At 68.0% G+C, this 17,308-nt stretch carries 18 protein-coding genes; 9 read left to right on the top strand and 9 right to left on the bottom strand.

Annotated features, from left to right (window positions below; all coding sequences use genetic code 11):
* The coding region (locus EPO51_RS19880; protein WP_293353814.1) for a 3,4-dihydroxy-2-butanone-4-phosphate synthase at positions 1–393 on the bottom strand (393 nt) is incomplete at its 3' end.
* A gap of 8 nt (positions 394–401) precedes the next feature.
* Positions 402–1,007, bottom strand: a complete 606-nt coding sequence (locus tag EPO51_RS19875; protein ID WP_293353812.1) for an NADPH-dependent FMN reductase — start codon at positions 1,005–1,007, stop codon at positions 402–404.
* A gap of 377 nt (positions 1,008–1,384) precedes the next feature.
* Between EPO51_RS19875 and EPO51_RS19870 the strand changes: the two genes are divergently transcribed.
* On the top strand, positions 1,385–3,925 hold the full coding sequence (locus tag EPO51_RS19870; RefSeq protein ID WP_293353810.1) for a TonB-dependent receptor: 2,541 nt from the start codon (positions 1,385–1,387) through the stop codon (positions 3,923–3,925).
* A gap of 46 nt (positions 3,926–3,971) precedes the next feature.
* On the opposite strand, the gene EPO51_RS19865 is transcribed toward EPO51_RS19870, so the two are convergent.
* Positions 3,972–4,577: a TetR/AcrR family transcriptional regulator gene (locus EPO51_RS19865; protein WP_293353808.1), complete on the bottom strand. Its 606-nt coding sequence runs from the start codon at positions 4,575–4,577 to the stop codon at positions 3,972–3,974.
* A 75-nt stretch (positions 4,578–4,652) separates the two neighbouring features.
* Between EPO51_RS19865 and EPO51_RS19860 the strand changes: the two genes are divergently transcribed.
* Genes EPO51_RS19860 through EPO51_RS19840 form a run of 5 tightly spaced genes read left to right on the top strand, consistent with a single transcriptional unit; the run spans position 4,653 to position 10,102 of the window.
* Positions 4,653–6,371, top strand: coding sequence for an AMP-binding protein (locus EPO51_RS19860; protein WP_293353806.1), 1,719 nt, complete (start codon positions 4,653–4,655; stop codon positions 6,369–6,371).
* The gene (locus tag EPO51_RS19855) at positions 6,368–7,189 is read left to right on the top strand and encodes an alpha/beta fold hydrolase (protein ID WP_293353804.1); all 822 of its coding nucleotides are present in this window, start codon (positions 6,368–6,370) and stop codon (positions 7,187–7,189) included. The genes EPO51_RS19860 and EPO51_RS19855 overlap by 4 nt, the downstream gene beginning before the upstream one ends.
* Before the next feature lie 43 nt (positions 7,190–7,232).
* On the top strand, positions 7,233–8,435 hold the full coding sequence (locus tag EPO51_RS19850) for an acyl-CoA dehydrogenase family protein (RefSeq protein WP_293353802.1): 1,203 nt from the start codon (positions 7,233–7,235) through the stop codon (positions 8,433–8,435).
* A 30-nt stretch (positions 8,436–8,465) separates the two neighbouring features.
* Complete coding sequence (locus EPO51_RS19845) at positions 8,466–9,524, top strand: 2,5-dihydroxypyridine 5,6-dioxygenase NicX family protein (RefSeq protein WP_293353800.1); 1,059 nt, start codon at positions 8,466–8,468, stop codon at positions 9,522–9,524.
* A 2-nt stretch (positions 9,525–9,526) separates the two neighbouring features.
* Entirely contained in the window at positions 9,527–10,102 is a 576-nt protein-coding gene (locus tag EPO51_RS19840; RefSeq protein WP_293353798.1) for a DUF4286 family protein, read from the top strand.
* Between the two features lie 10 nt (positions 10,103–10,112).
* Here EPO51_RS19840 and EPO51_RS19835 read toward each other — a convergent pair whose 3' ends face one another.
* Together EPO51_RS19835 and EPO51_RS19830 are read right to left on the bottom strand one after the other, a co-directional pair.
* Complete coding sequence (locus EPO51_RS19835) at positions 10,113–10,556, bottom strand: MarR family winged helix-turn-helix transcriptional regulator (RefSeq protein WP_293353796.1); 444 nt, start codon at positions 10,554–10,556, stop codon at positions 10,113–10,115.
* Between the two features lie 123 nt (positions 10,557–10,679).
* Complete coding sequence (locus EPO51_RS19830; RefSeq protein ID WP_293353794.1) at positions 10,680–12,167, bottom strand: sulfatase-like hydrolase/transferase; 1,488 nt, start codon at positions 12,165–12,167, stop codon at positions 10,680–10,682.
* A gap of 290 nt (positions 12,168–12,457) precedes the next feature.
* Between EPO51_RS19830 and EPO51_RS19825 the strand changes: the two genes are divergently transcribed.
* Positions 12,458–12,580, top strand: coding sequence for a hypothetical protein (locus EPO51_RS19825; RefSeq protein WP_293353792.1), 123 nt, complete (start codon positions 12,458–12,460; stop codon positions 12,578–12,580).
* A 44-nt stretch (positions 12,581–12,624) separates the two neighbouring features.
* On the opposite strand, the gene EPO51_RS19820 is transcribed toward EPO51_RS19825, so the two are convergent.
* Both EPO51_RS19820 and EPO51_RS19815 read right to left on the bottom strand, forming a co-directional pair.
* Positions 12,625–14,325: a M10 family metallopeptidase C-terminal domain-containing protein gene (locus tag EPO51_RS19820; protein ID WP_293353790.1), complete on the bottom strand. Its 1,701-nt coding sequence runs from the start codon at positions 14,323–14,325 to the stop codon at positions 12,625–12,627.
* Between the two features lie 274 nt (positions 14,326–14,599).
* A complete protein-coding gene (locus EPO51_RS19815; RefSeq protein WP_293353788.1) occupies positions 14,600–15,007 on the bottom strand; it encodes a ribonucleotide reductase subunit alpha in 408 nt (135 codons plus the stop codon).
* 186 nt (positions 15,008–15,193) lie between these two features.
* On the opposite strand from EPO51_RS19815, the gene moaB reads away from it, so the two are divergent.
* Positions 15,194–15,763 carry a molybdenum cofactor biosynthesis protein B gene (gene moaB / locus EPO51_RS19810; RefSeq protein ID WP_293353787.1) on the top strand — a complete coding sequence of 190 codons (570 nt, stop codon included), beginning with the start codon at positions 15,194–15,196 and terminating at the stop codon, positions 15,761–15,763.
* Positions 15,760–16,017, top strand: a complete 258-nt coding sequence (locus tag EPO51_RS19805) for a hypothetical protein (RefSeq protein ID WP_293353786.1) — start codon at positions 15,760–15,762, stop codon at positions 16,015–16,017. The genes moaB and EPO51_RS19805 overlap by 4 nt, the downstream gene beginning before the upstream one ends.
* 20 nt (positions 16,018–16,037) lie before the next feature.
* Here EPO51_RS19805 and EPO51_RS19800 read toward each other — a convergent pair whose 3' ends face one another.
* On the bottom strand, positions 16,038–16,562 hold the full coding sequence (locus EPO51_RS19800) for a hemerythrin domain-containing protein (protein ID WP_293353784.1): 525 nt from the start codon (positions 16,560–16,562) through the stop codon (positions 16,038–16,040).
* Positions 16,563–16,694: 132 nt separating this feature from the next.
* A complete protein-coding gene (locus tag EPO51_RS19795) occupies positions 16,695–17,243 on the bottom strand; it encodes a hemerythrin domain-containing protein (protein WP_293353782.1) in 549 nt (182 codons plus the stop codon).
* Between the last annotated feature and the right edge of the window lie 65 nt (positions 17,244–17,308).

The raw sequence follows: 17,308 nt of genomic DNA, 5'->3' as shown, positions 1-17,308 counted from the left end.
CACGCCCTTGGTCGGGTCGACCGCGACCGCGATGGTGTGGGCGCGGTCGTGGGCCGAGATGCCGGTGGTCACCCCCTCGCGCGCCTCGATCGAGACAGTGAAGGCGGTGCCGTGGCCGGATTGGTTGTCGGTGGCCATCGGCGGCAGGCGCAGCTGGCGCGCCCGCTCCGCGGTGATGGAGAGACAGATGAGGCCGCGCGCGTGCTTGGCCATGAAGTTGATCTGGTCCGGCGTGGCGAACTGGGCGGGGATGATGACATCGCCCTCGTTCTCCCGGTCCTCCGCGTCCACCAGGATGTAGGGCCGCCCGTTGCGGGCGTCCTCGATGATGTCCTCGATGGGACTGATGGCGCCCGCCAGGTTGGGTGCAGGCCTTGCACGGGCGTTCGCCACCGCAGGCCTCATGCCGGCAGGGATATCGCTGTGGCGGCGGCGCGGCCAAGACGCGTGATGGCGGCGAACTCGACCACCTGGCGCGCCACCGATTCCAGCTGCGCCTGGACCGATTCCACCACGCAGGCTTCGCCCTGGAACACGCCGCCGGACGTGTTCACCGCCGCCCCCAGAGGGGTCGGCCAGCCGCGCAGGGCGTGGACGATCGCCCGCAGCGTCGCCAGCGTGCTGCCCGTGGCCTGCCAGCCATAGGCCGTGGCGATGAGGCCCACGGGGACGCCGTCGAGATAGGGCCGCGGGTCCCGGGCGGTCTCCTCGATATAGTCGATGGCGTTCTTCGTCAGGCCTGAAATCGAGCCGTGCCAGCCGGGGCTGGCGATCAGCATTCCGTCCGCCTGCCGCACGGCCTCCACGAAGGCCTGGGCCTCGCTGTCCCGCTCGTGGGGCGCGGCGCGATAGAAGGGAAGGCGCGTCATGAAGGTCCCGTCGAAGACCGAGACCTCGGCGCCGGCCGCCTTGGCGGCCCGGACCGCGACGCCGAGGGCGCGCTCGGTGGACGAACCCGCGTCGGGCGTGCCCCCCAGCGCCACGATCCGAAGGGCCTCGTCCCGCATCCGCTCACTCCTGGACGCGTTGGCGCCCTGAACTTGACAGCATGTAAAGTTCCAATTCGATACGTGCGACTTTCCAGCATGTCAAGTCGCAGGCGCCCAAGTTCGAGGCATCGGCGCGGCCTGCGGCGTTCCGTTGCTTGACAGCATGTCAACGCGTGCTACCACAACAAGGCTTTACATAGTGTCAAGTCGTGGACGCAGGTCTGCGAGAACGAGCGGGTAGGGCGGGCGGGGTCGCAGCGCGGTCCTCGGGGGAAATCGGAATGGGGAGACGAGGGTTGAAGACGAATCTGGCCGTTAGGGCCGTGTGTCTGGGTGCGGCCCTGTGGGGTGGCGCGAGCTCGCTGGCTCTGGCGCAGGCAGCCTCACCGGGGCCCGTGGAACTGGAAGAAATGGTCGTCACGGCCGAGCGCCGCGAACAGTCGGTCAACGACGTTGGGATGGCCATCTCGGCCTTTAGCGGCGACACGCTGGAAGCGGCTAGGGTCACCAGCGTCCAGGACCTGACCCAGGTTGTGCCGGGCTTCACCGCCTCGCGCTCTCGCAGCGGCCTGCCGATCTACACGCTGCGGGGCATCGGCTTCAATGTGATCTCGGCGTCGTCGACCTCGCCGGTCGGCACCTATGTGGACGAGGCGGCGTACGTCTATCCGGCCATGAACGGCGGTCCGATCTTCGACATCTCACGTGTCGAGGTGCTCAAGGGGCCGCAGGGCACGCTCTATGGTCGCAACACGACGGGCGGTCTGGTCGATCTGATCACCAACAAGCCCGTCAAGGACTTCGAGGGCGGCGTTACAGCGGAGGCGGGCAACTATCGCACGCGCAATTTCGAGGGCTTTGTGAACCTGCCCTTGTCGGACGCCGTCAGCGTCAGGCTGGCGATGCGCAGCGAGGACAGCGACCAGGGATGGCAGAAGAGCTTTACCCGCCCCGATGATCGCCTCGGCGAGATCCACAAGTATGGCGTTCGGGGCATGGTCTCATGGGAGCCGAGCGACGACTTCGATTTTCTGCTCAGCATCAACCACTGGCGCGACACCTCGGACACCACGGCGCAGCAGTACCAGACCTACATAACCAATCCCTACACTGCAAACCCTGCGGTGTGGCGGGTGGCCCCGCACTACGCGGCCTTCGACCGGGCCTGGAAGGCCGCGAATGTCCACTCGAACAAGATCGCCGACTGGGAAGCCGGCGGCGCCCAGGGCGCGCTCACGCGCTACGGGACGGAAGGAAAAGGTCAGTTCTCCAACGCCATGGGCGCGCTGGAGCGGGACGACGAGTTCACCAGCACGGTCCTGCACTCGAACTGGAAGATCAACGATCAGATCAGCCTGATCTCGCTCACCGGCTTCAACCTCCATCACTCGTTCGCGCCCTATGCCGGCAGCGGCACGCCCTTCGAGTTCGCCGTCTTCGTGGACGGGGGCAAGACCTCGAACCTGTTCGAGGAACTCCGGCTGCAGGGCGAGACGGGGCGCCTGCAATGGACGGTTGGCGGCTACTACGGTCGTGACAAGGTGAAGAGCCAGGCCCCCGGTCTGTTCGACGACATCGCCACCGTCAGCAACCTGCGGGCCCTGTTCGCGTCCGCGCAGAACTGCGCTGTACAGGGTGGCGCGCCGGGCTCGCTCCCGTCGGGCGCGGGCACGGGTCTCCCGAACGGCTGCGTGCAGGGCCCCGGCGGGACCTTCAATCCGAAGAGCTACACGGCCGCGCAGATCTCCGAAGGCTTCCGCAACGGGGCGAGCCATGGCGAGGCGACGAGCGACCTGTTCAGCCTGTTCGCACACGCCGAGTTCGCCTTTACCGAAGAGCTCTCGGCGGTCGGCGGCTTGCGCTACTCTGACCAGGATCAGAAGGGCTCGTCCTGCGCCGGCACGCTCGATCCGGATCGGGGCCCGGTCTTCAGCAATCAGTTCTACATCTGGGATACGTCGTTCCGTTACCTCTACTACGTGCGGAACGGCTTCAAGCAGGCCCCGCCAGGGCCGATCGGGTCGACGGGGTGCCTGACCTACGACTCGGTGTCGAACAGCTTCGGCCTCGTCCAGCAGCGGCTCCAGGAGGACAATCTTTCCTGGCAGGCCGGCCTGAACTGGAAGTTCGCCCCACGGCAGCTACTCTACGTCACGCTATCCAAGGGCTATCTGGCCGGCGTGCTGCCCTCGACGTCGTCGAACAGCGCGGTCCAGCTCACGCCGGTCAAGCAGGAGGAGCTGCAGGCCTATGAGGTGGGCGCCAAGCTCTCGCTGTTCGAGCGGCGCGTGCAGGCTAACGTCAGCGGCTTCTACTACGACTACACCGACAAGCAGGTGAACGCGTACTTCCCGGACGTGATCTTCACGGCCTTGCCGGTGCTGATCAACGTGCCGAAGTCGAAGGCCTATGGTGTCGACGGCAGCGTCACCTGGGCGGTCACCGAGAACCTCACCGGCACCGTCTCGGGTGTCTGGCTCGAGACCGAGGTCACCAAGCTGCCGGCCTGCGCCGCGACCCAGCTCTTCGGCTGCGGACGGGATTCCAAGGCGCGGCCGCTGGACTACAAGGGCTTCGAGTTCGCCTACGCGCCCAAGTATCAGGCCAGCGCGATCATCATGTACGACCGGTCGATCACCGACGATCTGGGCTTTGCCGCCACGTTGTCGGCGAACTACCAGAGCCGCAGCTTCGCGCTGCTCGGCGGCGACCGCCTGCCGGACGTGGGTTCGAACCTCACGATCAAGGGCTACAGCCTGTTCAACCTGAGCGCCGGCGTCTACGGCCCGGACCACAAGTGGGGCGCGACACTGTGGGTGAAGAACCTCACCGACCGAGTCTACGCCACGAACGTGGTCCAGGGGCAGGACTATTATGCCCGCACCATGGGGATGCCGCGGACCTACGGCTTGAGCCTCAGCTACCGCTTCGACTGATCCCGCCCTGCGGCTCCGCTTCCCCTGGGAGCGGAGCCGCAGGCTGTCAGTCCGCCTGACTGTCGCGCGACGCCAACCATCCTCCGAGCAGGTCAGTAAGGTGCGCGCGATAGGCGTCTGCGCTCCAGCCGCTGTGGGTGACAAGGTCGTCCCAGGTGCGGAGCGACGTTACAGTCCAGATCATCTCTGCCGCTGTCGCCTGATCCAGGCCCTTCCGCAGTCGGCCTTCTCTCTCTAGCAGCCCCGCAACGATGCGGCAGAGCTGCATCCGCGCCTCCAGCCGATCCTGCCACGCCCGTTCGGCATCGGGATCCTGCCGCCGCAGCATGTCCATCGCGTTGGCGATCGGCCCTAGAGTGGGATTCAGGCGGGCCTGCATGTCGATCAGCGCATGCAGCGCGGTTTCGCCGTCTGCCGCTTCCTCGACCTTCGCACGCTCCATGGGCACGCCTCGGCTCTCGTCCACGCGGCGCACCAGGGCGATATAGAGGTCGGCCTTGTCGGCGAATGTGAGGTACAGCGCCTGACGCGACAGGCCCGCAGCCTTGGCGATCGCCCCCATCGACACCGCACCCCCCTGGTCGCGTTCGATCAGCCCCAGCGCAGCATCGAGGATCCGGTCGCGCGTGGTTTCGATCAGGCCACTTGACACTATGTAAAGCTCCAGCTAACCCCAAAGGCGCACTTGACAGTGTGTCAAGTGAGCGGGGCGGGCAACCATCGACACATGACCGGCGTGGGGCAGGTGCAGCATGAACGCGACAACCACGCCTCGGCCCGTATGCCCGACGGCGACGCTCCAAGTCGAGTCGCTCGGGAGTTGTCGCCGTCGCGGTACGCCGACCCGTTCGCCCGCCTTCGCCTGCCGCCGGCCGACCAGTGGCCGCAATTGGAGTTCGACCTCCCGTCGCTTGTCTACCCGGATGAACTCAACTGCGCGGATGCACTGCTCAAGGACGCGATCCGCCAAGCCGGCCCGGGCTCGCCGGCCATCATCACCGACGCGGAGACCTGGACCTACGCCGACCTCCTCGCCGCCGCCAATCGTTACGCGAGGGTGCTGACCGAGGACCTGGGCCTGCGCAGCGGCGGCCGCGTCCTCCTCCGCGGCGGCAACACGCCCGCGCTGTTCGCGTGCTGGCTCGCAGTGGTCAAGGCTGGCGGCATCGCGGTCACGACCATGCCGCTGCTGCGGGCCGCCGAACTGAGTCAGATCGTCCGGAAGGCCGAGGCGGACCTGGCGCTTTGCGACGTCCGGCTGGCGGGCGAGCTGACGGCTTGCGCCGGCGGCGGGGCGCCGACCCGCGTGGTGCTGTTCGGAACGCCCGACGCCGAGCTGGACGGCCGGGCGGCGCGCAAGCCCGCCGAATTCACGGCTGCGCCGGCCAGCCAGGACGATGTCTGCCTGATCGCCTTCACCTCCGGCACGACGGGACAGCCCAAGGCCGCTCTGCACTTCCATCGGGACGTCATGTCGATGTGCCACACCTATGCGGCGCACCGCCTGCCGCGTGGCGAGAGGCCGGTGTTCTGCGGCACGCCCCCGATCGGCTTCACGTTCGGCCTCGGCGCGTTGCTGGCCTTTCCGCTCTTCTTCGGCGCCGCGGTCGTGCTGCCGTCCGAGTCTGCGCCGGGCGCGCTGGCCGATGCGATCCGCCGCCATCGCGTGACCCACGTCTTCACGTCGCCCACGGGCTATCGGGCCATGCTGGAGGCGCCCGGGCCGCTGGACCTTTCGAGCCTCCAGGTCGCGGTCTCGGCGGGCGAGCACCTGCCCACCGCCACCTCGGAGGCGTGGTTCCAGGCCACCGGCCTGCGCCTGCTCGATGGCATTGGCGCCACGGAGATGATCCACATCTTCATCTCGTCGGATCCGGACGACGTGCGCCCGGGCAGCGTGGGCAAGCCGGTTCCGGGTTACACGGTCGCGCTCCTGGACGACGACGGGCAGCCGGTGGAAGGCGAAGGCGCAGGCCGCCTGGCCGTGCGCGGCCCGGTCGGCTGCCGCTACCTCAATGACCCGCGGCAGGGCGACTACGTCCAGCATGGATGGAATCTCACCGGCGACATGTTCCGGCGCGACGCCGACGGCTTCTACTGGTTCGTGGCGCGGGCCGACGACATGATCATCTCGTCTGGCTACAACATCGCCGGCCCCGAGGTCGAAGGCGCGATCCTCAGTCATCGCGACGTGGCCGAATGCGTCGTTGTCGGCGCGCCTGACGCGCGCCGCGGCCAGGTGGTGAAGGCCTATGTGGTCCTGAAGCCCGACGCCGCGCCGGCGCCGGAGACGGCCAAAGCCCTGCAGGACCACGTGAAGGCGATCCTCGCGCCCTACAAGTATCCGCGCCTCGTGGAATTTGTCGCCGAGCTGCCGAGGACGACGACCGGCAAGCTCTCACGACGCGCCCTGCGCGACGCCGCTACCGCTGGAGACCGCTCATGACAACCTTCGAGACGGTCCGGATCGGGCCAGCGCCCTTCATCGCCGTGGACCACGCCGGCGAAGGTGAACTGGTCGTGTTCCTGCACGGCATCGGCGGCAACAAGCGCAACTGGCATCCGAACATGCCCGCCGTGGCCCGCCACTTCCACGCGGTGGCGTGGGACGGTCGCGGCTGGGGCGAGAGCGACGACTACGAGGGACCGCTGACCTTCGAGGACATGTCGGGTGACCTCGACCGGGTCATCGCGCATTTCGGCGCGGAGCGGGCGCACATCGTGGGCCTGTCGCTTGGCGTGAAGGCGGCGCTGAACTTCGTCTACCTCTACCCGCACCGGGTGGCCTCGCTGACCCTTTGCGACGGCAGCCTCAAGTCGCGGCGGGCCGACCCCGAGACACTCAAGGAGTTCGTGCGACTCCGGCAGCAGCCCCTTCTCGAGGGCAAGGAGCCCAAGGACATCGCCGAGCCCGTGGCGCGCTCGCTGGTCTCTCCGGCCGCCAAGCCGGGGGCGCTGGAGCAGCTGATCGACAGCATGAGCCGGCTCCACAAGCTGATGTACCTCAAGGCCATCGAGCTGCTCGTCTACACGCAGGACGCGCCAGGCCTCGATCGGATCAAGGTTCCGACCCTCGTCGTCGTCGGCAAGGACGATCGGCTCACACCGGTTGCCGAGGCCGAAGCGCTGGTCGCCGCCATTGCCGGCGCACAACTCGCGGTGGTCGAAAACGCCGGGCACCTCGTCAACATCGAGCAGCCTGAAGCCTTCGATGCGCTGCTTCTCGACTTCCTGCTGGGGCCGGCGCGCGCCGGTGGCCGCTAACCCGGCCCCGGCAGCCTTCACATTCATCCAGAGGACAACACCTGTGCTGACTTCGCCTGCGGCGACCCCCGCCAAGGAAACCGACGACCAGATCCGCGCCCGCCTCATCGCGGCCGCGCGCGAGCTGGCGCCGCGCATCGCGGCCCGCGCCGCCGCCGACGAGAAGGCGCGCCGCATCTCCGACGACACGATCCGCGAGGCCGGTGAGGCCGGCTTCTTCCGGATCATGGTGCCCAAGTCGATGGGCGGCTACGAGCTGGACTGGGAGACGGTCTGCCGGGTGATCGTCGAGGCGGGGCGCTACGATGGCTCCAGCGCCTGGCAGCTGGGCTTCTTCATCATGCACAACTGGCTCTGGCTTGGCCTCTCCGAGCAGGCGCAGGAAGAGGTCTACGGCCCCAAGGGTTACAGCACCGGCCCCGTCATGCTGGCCCCGGCCGTCAAGGCGCGGAAGGTCGACGGCGGGTTCGTCCTGAACGGCCGCTCGCGCTGGGCGACCGGCATCAACCACGCCGAGTGGGTGTTCGTCTCGACCATGGTCGAGGGCGAGGAGAAGCTCGGCTTCCGCGACTTCATGATCCCGGCCGGTGAGGTGATCGTCCACGAGAACTGGGACGTGGCCGGCATGTGCGCCACGGGCAGCCACGACGTGGAGTACCCCGACCTCTTCGTTCCCGCCCACCGCAGTGCAAACCTGACCGCCGCCTTCTCGGGCGAAAACCCCGACATCCTCCTGCACAAGGGACCAAAGTACCGCATCCCCCGGTTCACGAGCATGATCTTCGGGTCGTCGTCGCCGCTGGTCGCACTCGCGCACGGAGCCGTCGAGACTTTCCGCAAGAAGGTCGAGGGTTACACGAGCCCCGTCACCGGAGGGCGGACTATCGACAACATCCCGGCGGTAAACCGCCTGGCCAAGGCGCAGATCCGACTGGATGCGGCCGAGCAGTACCTCTACTCGATCGCTCGTCGCATGCTTGAGTGGAACACCGAGGCGCCACTCACCCAGCTGCAGCGGGTGCAGATCCGGGCCGGTGTGGTCCACGTCACCAACGAGGCCCGCGAGATCGTGCAGTCGGTGGCCGCGACCTCGGGCTCGGGCGCCTACACGCTCGACCAGCCGATGCAGCGCTATCTGCGCGACGTCTCGATGATGGCCACGCACTTTTACCACGACCAGGACACCGGCTACGAGCCGCTGGGCCGGGTGATGGTCGGCCTCGATCCCAACACCCGCCTCGCCTGATGCGGCGCCATTCCAGAAGAGGTCCCATAGATGTTCGCTGATCGCATCGAAGCGAAGTGGATCCGCATGTTCCAGGACGCCCTGGTCCGCTGCGGCGTCACCGAAAAGAGCCTGGTCGGCATCGTCGCCGAGACCCAATCGCGTGAACTGAATGTCCACCTGGTGGAACTGGCCGCGGGCATGATCGGCGCGCGCTGCTTCAAGCTCGTGGCCATCACGCCGCCGGTCACAACGCCCGTTCCCACCCGGTCGAACGGGACGTCAATGGCGCTGATCGGCCTCGAGGCGGTGCTTCCCGCGCTGGCGGCCTGCGACCTGGTGGTGGACCTGACGATGGAGGGCTGCCTCCACTCGCCGCACCTGCGGCCCGCCCTCGCGGCGGCCGGCGGTCGAGCGATCTACATCCTCAACGAGCATCCCGAGGGCCTCGAACGAGCCTGGCTAAGCGACGCCGACGTCGCCGCGGTCGAGCGCAACTACGAGATGCTTGCCGCCGCCCGACAGATGACGGTGGTCTCCGACGCGGGCACCGACCTGACGATCGACCTAGCAGGCCAGGTGGCGACGCGGGTGACGGGGGTCGTGGATCGTCCGGGGGCGATGGGCCACTGGCCGGGCGGCCTGGTGGTGACCTACCCGGCGGCCGGCTGCGTCAACGGCCGTATCGTGGTCGACGCCGGCGACATCAACTGCACGTTCAAGCGCTACGGCGACCGGCCCATGACCCTGGTGATCGAGAACGACATCATCGTCGAGGTGATCGGGGACGGTGTGGATGCCGAGCTGTTCCGCGCCTACTCGGCCGCCTGGAACGAGGCGAACGCCCTGACCACCGCCCACTTCGGCTGGGGGATGAACCCGCGCGCCAAGTGGGAGTCCCTGGCGATGTACGACAAGCGCGATACCAACGGCATCGAGGCCCGCGCCTTCGCCGGCAATTTCCTCGTCGGCATCGGCGCCAGCAGCGTGGCGAAGCGGGACACCCAGAACCACTTCGACATCCCGCTCCGCAACACGACGGTGAAGGTCGACGACATCACCGTGGTCGATCGCGGACGGGTGTGCTTCCCCGCGGTGGACGCGGCCTAGGCGTGGCCGGCGTGCTGGTGATCCTGGGGGCGCAACAGGTCCTGCCTATCCAGCCGCCCGGGACGGTCGCCGCCTTCTTCGGCATGGCCGTGCCGGGACGGGCCCCTGGCGAGTGGAGCCATGCCTGCGTACTGTCGACAACCGACCCGACGGGAGACCTGGAACCGATCCTCGCGAGCGAGCGGCGCGAACCGCAGCACCCCTCGTTCTTCGTCGCAGAAGCGCTCGCCCCGGCCCTCGGCGCAGTGGCGCGTCCGGGCTCGCCGCCGCGCGCGCGGAGCCTGGTCTTCTCCAACGCCGTCGCGGGGCGGGAGGAAGAGTTCAACAGCTGGTATTCCGACCGCCACGTCCACGACGTGCTGAAGACGCCGGGCTACCTGACGGCGCAGCGGTTCCGCCTTCTCGACCATCCCCGCCTGCGTCCGTCGCCTTGGCGGTATCTCGCGATCTACGAGATCGCGCTGGGCTGGTACGAGGCGGCGGTCGCGGAAACGGCCGGGCGTTCCGGTACGCCGTTGATGCCGATCTCGGAGGCTGCGCAGCGGCCGATGTCGGCCCACTATACGCCTCAGGTCTGACGCGTGGCGGTCAGCCCTCCGCCGGCGAAAGCCGTTGGATCAGGTCCTCGACGGTCGTCTGGAATCCGACCCGCTCGTCCGGGGACAGCGCGAGAGCCGCCTCACAGCGTCGGTTCACCGCCTCGATCGCCGCCTGCAACTGGCGGCGGCCGCCCTCGGTGATCTCGATCTCGGAGCGCCGGCGATCCTCGGGATTGCGGCGGCTGCGGACCATGCCGCGCTCGTCCATCCGCGCGATGGTGCGGCTGAGCGAGGACTGCGGCAGCTTCGTGAACTCGACAACGTCGTTGAGTGTGCTCGGGCCGCGGTTCGCCAGGCACAGGAAGACCCGCCACTGGGGGACCGTCAGGCCGCACTCGTCCAGCGACGCGGCCAGCAGCGACTGGACCGCGCGCGACAGGATCGCCAGTCGGTAGGGAAGGATCGTCGACAGATCGATTGCGCCGGTGTCCATGCCTGCCTCCCGCGGCCCGGGCGCGCGGACGAGACGTCCGCTGCGCCGGGCATCGCCGCCGTCATAATGCGCCGGCGGCGAGTCGCCTGAAAAGGCGCCGCCGGTACGCGTCGAGGCTACGATTCATTTCGCCGCGCGGCGGGGGGCCGGGGAGACGGTGGTCCAGCTGCGGGGCGGCAGCGAGCTGTTCCAGGCATCATAGGCGGCCTTCAGCTCGGCGCGCACGGCCGGCTCGGCGGCCGCCAGGTCCTGTTGCTCGGCGGGATCGCGTTGCAGGTCGAACAGCCGGGTGGTTCCGCCGCGGTTGTCGATCCACAGCTTCCACTTGCCCTTCCGGACGGCCGATTCCGGCCCGAGCTTCCAGTAGAGGATGTCGTGCGGCGCACCGTCATTCGCACCCTTCAGGTAGGGTAGGAGGTCGACCCCATCCAGCGCCTTGTCCTTCGGCAGGGCGACGCCCGTGGCGGCCGCGAGGGTGGGCAGGAGGTCCAGCGAGCTCACCGGCTTCCTGTAGACCTCGCCGGCCGGGATCTGGCCTGGCCACTTCATTACGTAGGGCACCCGGATGCCCCCCTCGTAGGTGGATGTCTTCCCGCCGGAGAAGGGCGCGTTGCGCCCGGGACGGCTGATCACCGAGCCATTGTCGCTGATGAAGACGACGATGGTGTTCTTGTCGAGCCCGGAGCTCTTCAGCTTGTCGAGGACTGCGCTGACCACGTCATCCTCGGCCATCAGAAGTCCGTTGTAGGCGCGCTGGGCGATGTTGCGGATGTCGGGGCGCAGCTTCTCGAAGTAGCTGCTCGGCACCTGCAGCGGCGGCTGCGGCGCGTTCAGCGGCAGGTAGAGGAAGAACGGCTTGCTCTTGTTGTCCTCGATGAACTGAACCGCCTCATCCCGGAATCTGAAGAGCAGGAAGTCTTCGACATTGACGATCTGGCCGTTGCGCCGCACGGCGTTCAGGCCCTCACGCGTCCAGGCCACGTTCGGCAGTTCGTCGTGGTAGTCGACCTTGAGGCTGATGAGGTCGGGGTCGGAGAGGTTCTTCGATTGCAGGCTGGTGTTGCCGTAGAACACGAACGAGTGGTCGAAGCCGCGGTTGTTCGGCAGGAACTGCTCGCCGTTGCCCAGGTGCCACTTGCCGATGACGGCGGTCCTGTAGCCTCCGGCCTTGAAGATCTCGCCCATGTTCTTCTCGGTGACGGGCACGCCGCGGCGCAGGAACTCGGCCTCGCCCTGGATCGGAGCGAGCGTTCCGTCCTCCTCGCGGACCTCGGACAGTTCGGGCATGGCGCCGTTCGAGATTTGCTGCTCGAAGCCGAACCGCTGCTGGTAGCGGCCGGTCAGCAGGCCCGCCCGCGACGGGGAGCAGAGCGGGGCGGTCACATAGCCGTCGGTGAAGGTCACGCCCTCGCGGCCGATGCTGTCGATGGCGCGGGTCTGGATCAGCTTGCTGCCGTATAGCGAGGGGTCGCCGTAGCCCATGTCGTCGGCCAGGATCACGACCACGTTGGGCCGCGGCGGGGTCGGCGGCTTGGCGGTGGCGGGCGCCCCGACGGCCAGCGTCAGGCAGCTCGACAACAGCAGGGCGGATTTCCCGAATGACTTGAGCATCCCGCTACGCTCCCTGTGCGGTGGCGGCCCCCGGCCGCGTTGTGGAGATGCGGGAGTCTTGCTCTCGCCGGCAGTCCCCGACGCCGAGTCCGCAAAGACCCGTCCCGCAGCCCGTTGAAGGCGCTTCAGCTCTATCATATGCAAATACATATGCAATAGCATATATAGGATGCTTGGGTCGAGAGAACGCCCTTGGAGGCAGCCACGAGCGGCGCTGCTAGATGCCGGGCGCGGATCGCAATCCGCCAGCGCAGCGATCTCGCGGCATGGCGGTTGGGAAGGATGGCCGGATGAAAGGGGACCCGAGCATGCTGGTGAAGCGCGCCGACGTGGGCGGACAAGTATCGGAACGCTTCAACGCTCCGCAACCGGTCTCCCAGTTGCGGGTCCGGCAGGAAGCCGAGGTAAGCTGAGCCGGAGGTTCGGAGGACGGCGGAAGTGAAGCCGCGCGTCGCCGTCAGGCCCCGAGGATCCAGCCAGTGGTCAGGGTGCTGATCTGCACGCCGACCAGCACCATCTGGCCGCCGCCGGTCATGTCGATCACCGTGTCCGCGCCGACCTGGGAGACCGAGTACTGCGTGCCGGGATCGACCTGGACCCGGTCGCCCTGGGCCAGGTTGAAGTCGAGCACACGGTCCAGGCCGGCGTCGCCGAAGGTGTGGAAGATGTCGGCGCCCGCGCCCCCGGTGACGGTGTCCGCCCCTTTGTCGCCGGAGACGTAGTCGTCGCCGGCCCCGCCGAAGATCACGTCATTGTCCTGGCCGCCGCGGACGATGTCATTCCCGTCGCCGCCTTCGCAGGTGTCGTTCCCGAGATTGCCATAGACCAGGTTCTGGCCGGCGGAGCCCACCAGGCTGTCGTTGTCGCGGCCCCCGACCACCCAGTCGTCGCCGCCGCCGGAGACACAGGTGTCATTGCCCATGTTGCCGTTGATGTCGTCGAAGCCGGAGCCGCCGACGATGCTGTCGGCGCCCTCGTCCCCGCGCAGATAGTTCGAGCCCGAGGGATCGGTGACCGTGTCGGCCCCGTCGCCGCCGAACAGGCGGTCCGAGCCTGGGCCGCCGTTCAAGGCGTTGCTCGCTGCGTTGCCCGTCACCGTGTCGTCGCCGGATCCGGCATGCACGTTCTCGATGACCGTGTTGAAGGCGATGCCGACGTTGTCGTGGCCGGTGTAGAGTCGCTTGCTGGCGGCCTGGGCGTCCATCATCTGGGTGATCTGGCCGGCGAAGCTGGGGAAACGAGCAATCCAGTCGGCCGTCTGCTGCTCCGCCGAGTAGATGCCGATGCTGCTGAAGTGGCCGGGCGTCAGGTCGATCGCCGAGGCCCGGAGATGACGCGACAGATCGATCGTGTCGCTGCCTCCGGCGTCGTAGAGCGACAGCCAGAACGCCTCGTCTTCCGCCCAGGCGTAGGTGGTGTCTCCCGCCGCGGTGTCGGGATTGGCCCCGTAGATCGACTGGAGCGCCAGGATGTCGAAGATCCCGGGTTGATTGACCGCTAGGGTCGTACTGTCGATCGTCAAGGCGGAGCCGCCGGCGCTCACCGCGAACCGCGGGACGACATCGCCGCCGCCGACAATGAAGGCCTGCGACATGATCGTGTAGCGCGGGTCCTCGTACTCGCCGAGCAGTCGGACGGCGCCCTCGTAGGAGTGCTGCAGGCCGAGCGCGTGGCCGAGTTCATGCAGGAGGACGGGAATCGGCCACTCGCCCGCCGCCGGGTCGTAGCCGGGGACCAGCGAGCGCGGTTTGAAGGTGGCGTCCAGCCAGATGTCGCCATCCATGGGTTGAGCCGCCTGGCCCATGAGTGGCGGCACGAAGGCGTACCCGCCAATCTCGTGCCCGATGCCGGTGAAGGCGACGCGAATCTGGCCCGGACTGGCGACGTCGTCGGTCTCCACCAGCCGGACGGCCATGAATTGCTGCCAAGTCGCGACGGCCTGGCGGAACACGTCCGCCTGGGCGGAGCTCAACACCCCGTAGTCAGGCTTGAAGGGCTCGTTGCCGTAGTACTCGGACCAGCCGGCGCCACGCTGCGGATAGTCCGTCCAATTGCTGCCCGCCCGCGGGATGCTGAAGCTGATGGTCTGCCCGGCCCAACCCCGCAAGGGAGCGTAGGTCAGGGCTGCGACGATATCCCCCGCCGTCGGAGTCCCCATCGATGCCCCCCAAGTACGCGAACCCGATGGAGATCAGCCCACGGCCGAGGTTGCGTCAAGCCGAACTGCAACGCATGGTCTAGCGTGCGCTTGCCGGTCAGGCCTTAAGGTCCGTTGCTGGCGTGCTCCCGTCCGTGGTTGTGCGGCTTGGGCTGAACCCGTGAGCGCGTCGGCGAGTTCATCGACCGCACCCGGGGCCGTCGCCCGCGAGGCCATGAAGCGAACCGAACCGCGTCGAAGCGCCGGCCGATCCTGATGTCGGCTCGTCGCCTTGCTAGCGAATCTGGATGGGATCGCCGCTTGCGTCGTACGCGGCAAACGCCCCCACGGCGCCGAGGCGCACGGCGTTGACCATCTTCTCGAGCGCAGGATCGATCTGGGACTGGGTCGGAGGCCGGCCGTCGAAGCCTGAGAGCCCCGCCGCGAACATCACCTGCCACGGCGGGCCCGCGCGCCGGGAGTCCGCCACGAGGGCGTCGAAATCCGCGACGTCGGCCGGCGCCTTATCCACACACATGAGCGGGGTGAGCGCGCCACCGGCTCCGGCCAGGAAGCGTGCGCGCTGCTGGTCGGTGGGATGGTCGGGCAATCCGGCGCCGGCGAAGACGAACAGCAAGCGTTGCGGCTCGGGTTGGTCGGCGGCCGCGCGCAGCAACTGCTGGAAGTGCGAGCCTTGCGTCATAAGATGCATTCTGGATCCGGAGAGCGGGCGGCGCCTTGAGCCATGTCAAGCGACGGAGGCGCGAGGGCCCGCGGCGTATTGGCTTGATGGATGACAAGGCGTCCCGCGCGCGAGATCCCTAGGCTTCGATGGTGTCGCCCGGCCAGAACGTGGCCTTCGTGTCCGCATTCTCCGGAGGATGATCCATTGAGCCTCACGCTCGCCGCGAAGGACCGCAAGGCCCCTGGGATCGATCCCGACCTGCCATTTTATCCTCTGTCGATCGCGGTGCTGACCATTTCGGACACCAGGACGGAGCAGACCGACACCTCCGGCGGGCTCCTCGCGGACCGGCTGCGGACCGCAGGCCACACGCTGGCGGCCAAGGCGATCGTGACGGACGAGGTGGAGGCGATCCAGGCCCAGGTGCGCGCGTGGGTCGCCGACCCGGCGGTCGAGGTGATCCTGACCACCGGCGGCACCGGGTTCGCGCCGCGCGACGTGACGCCGGAAGCCGTGCGGCCCTTGCTGGCGCGCGTGATGGACGGCTTCTCCATCATGTTCCACCAGGCAAGCCAGACCACGGTCGGCATTTCGACCCTGCAGTCGCGGGCGCTTGCCGGGCAGATCGACGAGACCTTCATTTTCTGCGTGCCGGGGTCGACCGGCGCCTGCCGCGACGCCTGGGATCTGGTGCTGGCCCTGGAATTCGACAGCCGCTTCAAGCCCTGCTCGCTGGTGGGCCAGATTCCCCGCTATCGTGGCGTCTGCTCGTGATCGCCTTCGACGAGGCTTGCCGGCGGGTCGCGGCCAACGCCACGGCCTTCAGGGCCGAACGGGTGGCGCTGGACGCCTGTGGCGACCGCGAGTGCTTCCACCGCGGACGCAGCATGGTCGATGGGGTGCGGCCTTTAGGAAACCAGGACTCCAGCGCCCAGAAGGACCTGGCGATGGCCGACCTCCTGATCCGCCGCCGGGCTACGGCGCGGGCGCTGGCGCCAGGCGAGCTCGTCGAGGTGCTCGCGTTCTGAGGCCCGGAGCGTCCTCGCCGTCAGGTCGGGAGCATGGCGTACAGGATTTCGTCCTCGAGCCGGGCGTGTTCCCGCAGGTCCCGCTCCAGCTTGCGGCACAGGGCCGACAGCGCCTGCCAGCAGAACGGAGCCTCGAACGATGGCCGGTAGCCCTTGGTCAGCCGGCGCAGTCGGATGATCTGCAGCTCGGTGTCGATGTGGTCTTCCATCATGCGACGCGTCACGAAATTCAGGCAGTGTGGCGTGCCGATGCGGAGCATCGGGAACAGCATCGTCTCCTCGCGCCACTGGTGGGCGTCGAGATCTTCCGCCATGGCGGTGAGGTGGTCGGCCAGGCCGATGGGACAGTTGGGATCGTCCGCGTAGAGTTCTTCCACGCTGCGCGCCAGGCCGATCGCATAGGGCAGTTCGCGCAGGTGGGTTCGATGGTAGCGCTCGACGATGTGGTCCACGAGGGCGGGTATGTCGAAGCGCGTCCGGTCATTGGCCGTCACCGGCTCACCGGGGTTCGCGTCGAAGTGGTTCCGCGTGGTCTGGGCCCGCATGGCCGGGTTCCTTCTATTTGCCTGGAACCTAGGCCGTGGTTCGGCCCAACGCATTGAGCCGCGCGCGCGGCGCCCTTGATATTCGGCAAGCCGGGCGGCGAGCCCGGAAGGGGAGCGATCCCCCGTCGGAGGTCAGTCCATGAACGGCGCGAAGAGCTCCTCGTTCTCGAGCCGCATGTGTTCGCGCAGGTCAGCGTCGAGCTTCCGGCAGAGCTGCGTCAGCCCCCGCCAGGTATCGCAGGCGCCAAGCGGGTTCGCGAAGTCGTGTGTCAGGGTCCGCAGGCGGATCAGCTGCTCCTCCACGTCCAGGTGCTCGGCCATCATCCGGGCGATCGGAAACCGCACCATCGGGCTGCCGCCGGCCAGGAGCATGGGGAACAGCACCCGTTCCTCCCGCTGCTGGTGGCTTTCGAGGTCGTCGAGCATCAGGGCCAGCAGATCCGCGAGGCCCCGCGGGCATTCCGGTTCGGCCGCATGCACCGCCTCCACCTTCCGCGCCAGGCGGATGGCCTCGGGGAATTCTCGGCGATGGGTGTCGTGATAGCGGGTCTGGATCAGCTCGATCAGCGCGCCGACCTCGGGACGCTGCGGCGTCCCCGGGTCCGGCGTCATCAGCGCGCAGCGGATCGGCGCGGCTTCGATAGAGGTCTGGGCGGGGGTAAGGCCGGCGTCGTCGGGCACGGGGAGGCTCCTTTGCGGACAGGCTAGGCCAGGCCTGCGCCGCCCACCTTGAACTCGGGCCGGGC

The organism is Phenylobacterium sp., assembly GCF_004297125.1.
Classification (GTDB): domain Bacteria; phylum Pseudomonadota; class Alphaproteobacteria; order Caulobacterales; family Caulobacteraceae; genus Phenylobacterium.
Note: the sequence above shows the minus strand (reverse complement) of the source record. Positions and strands in the feature narration are given on the sequence as shown.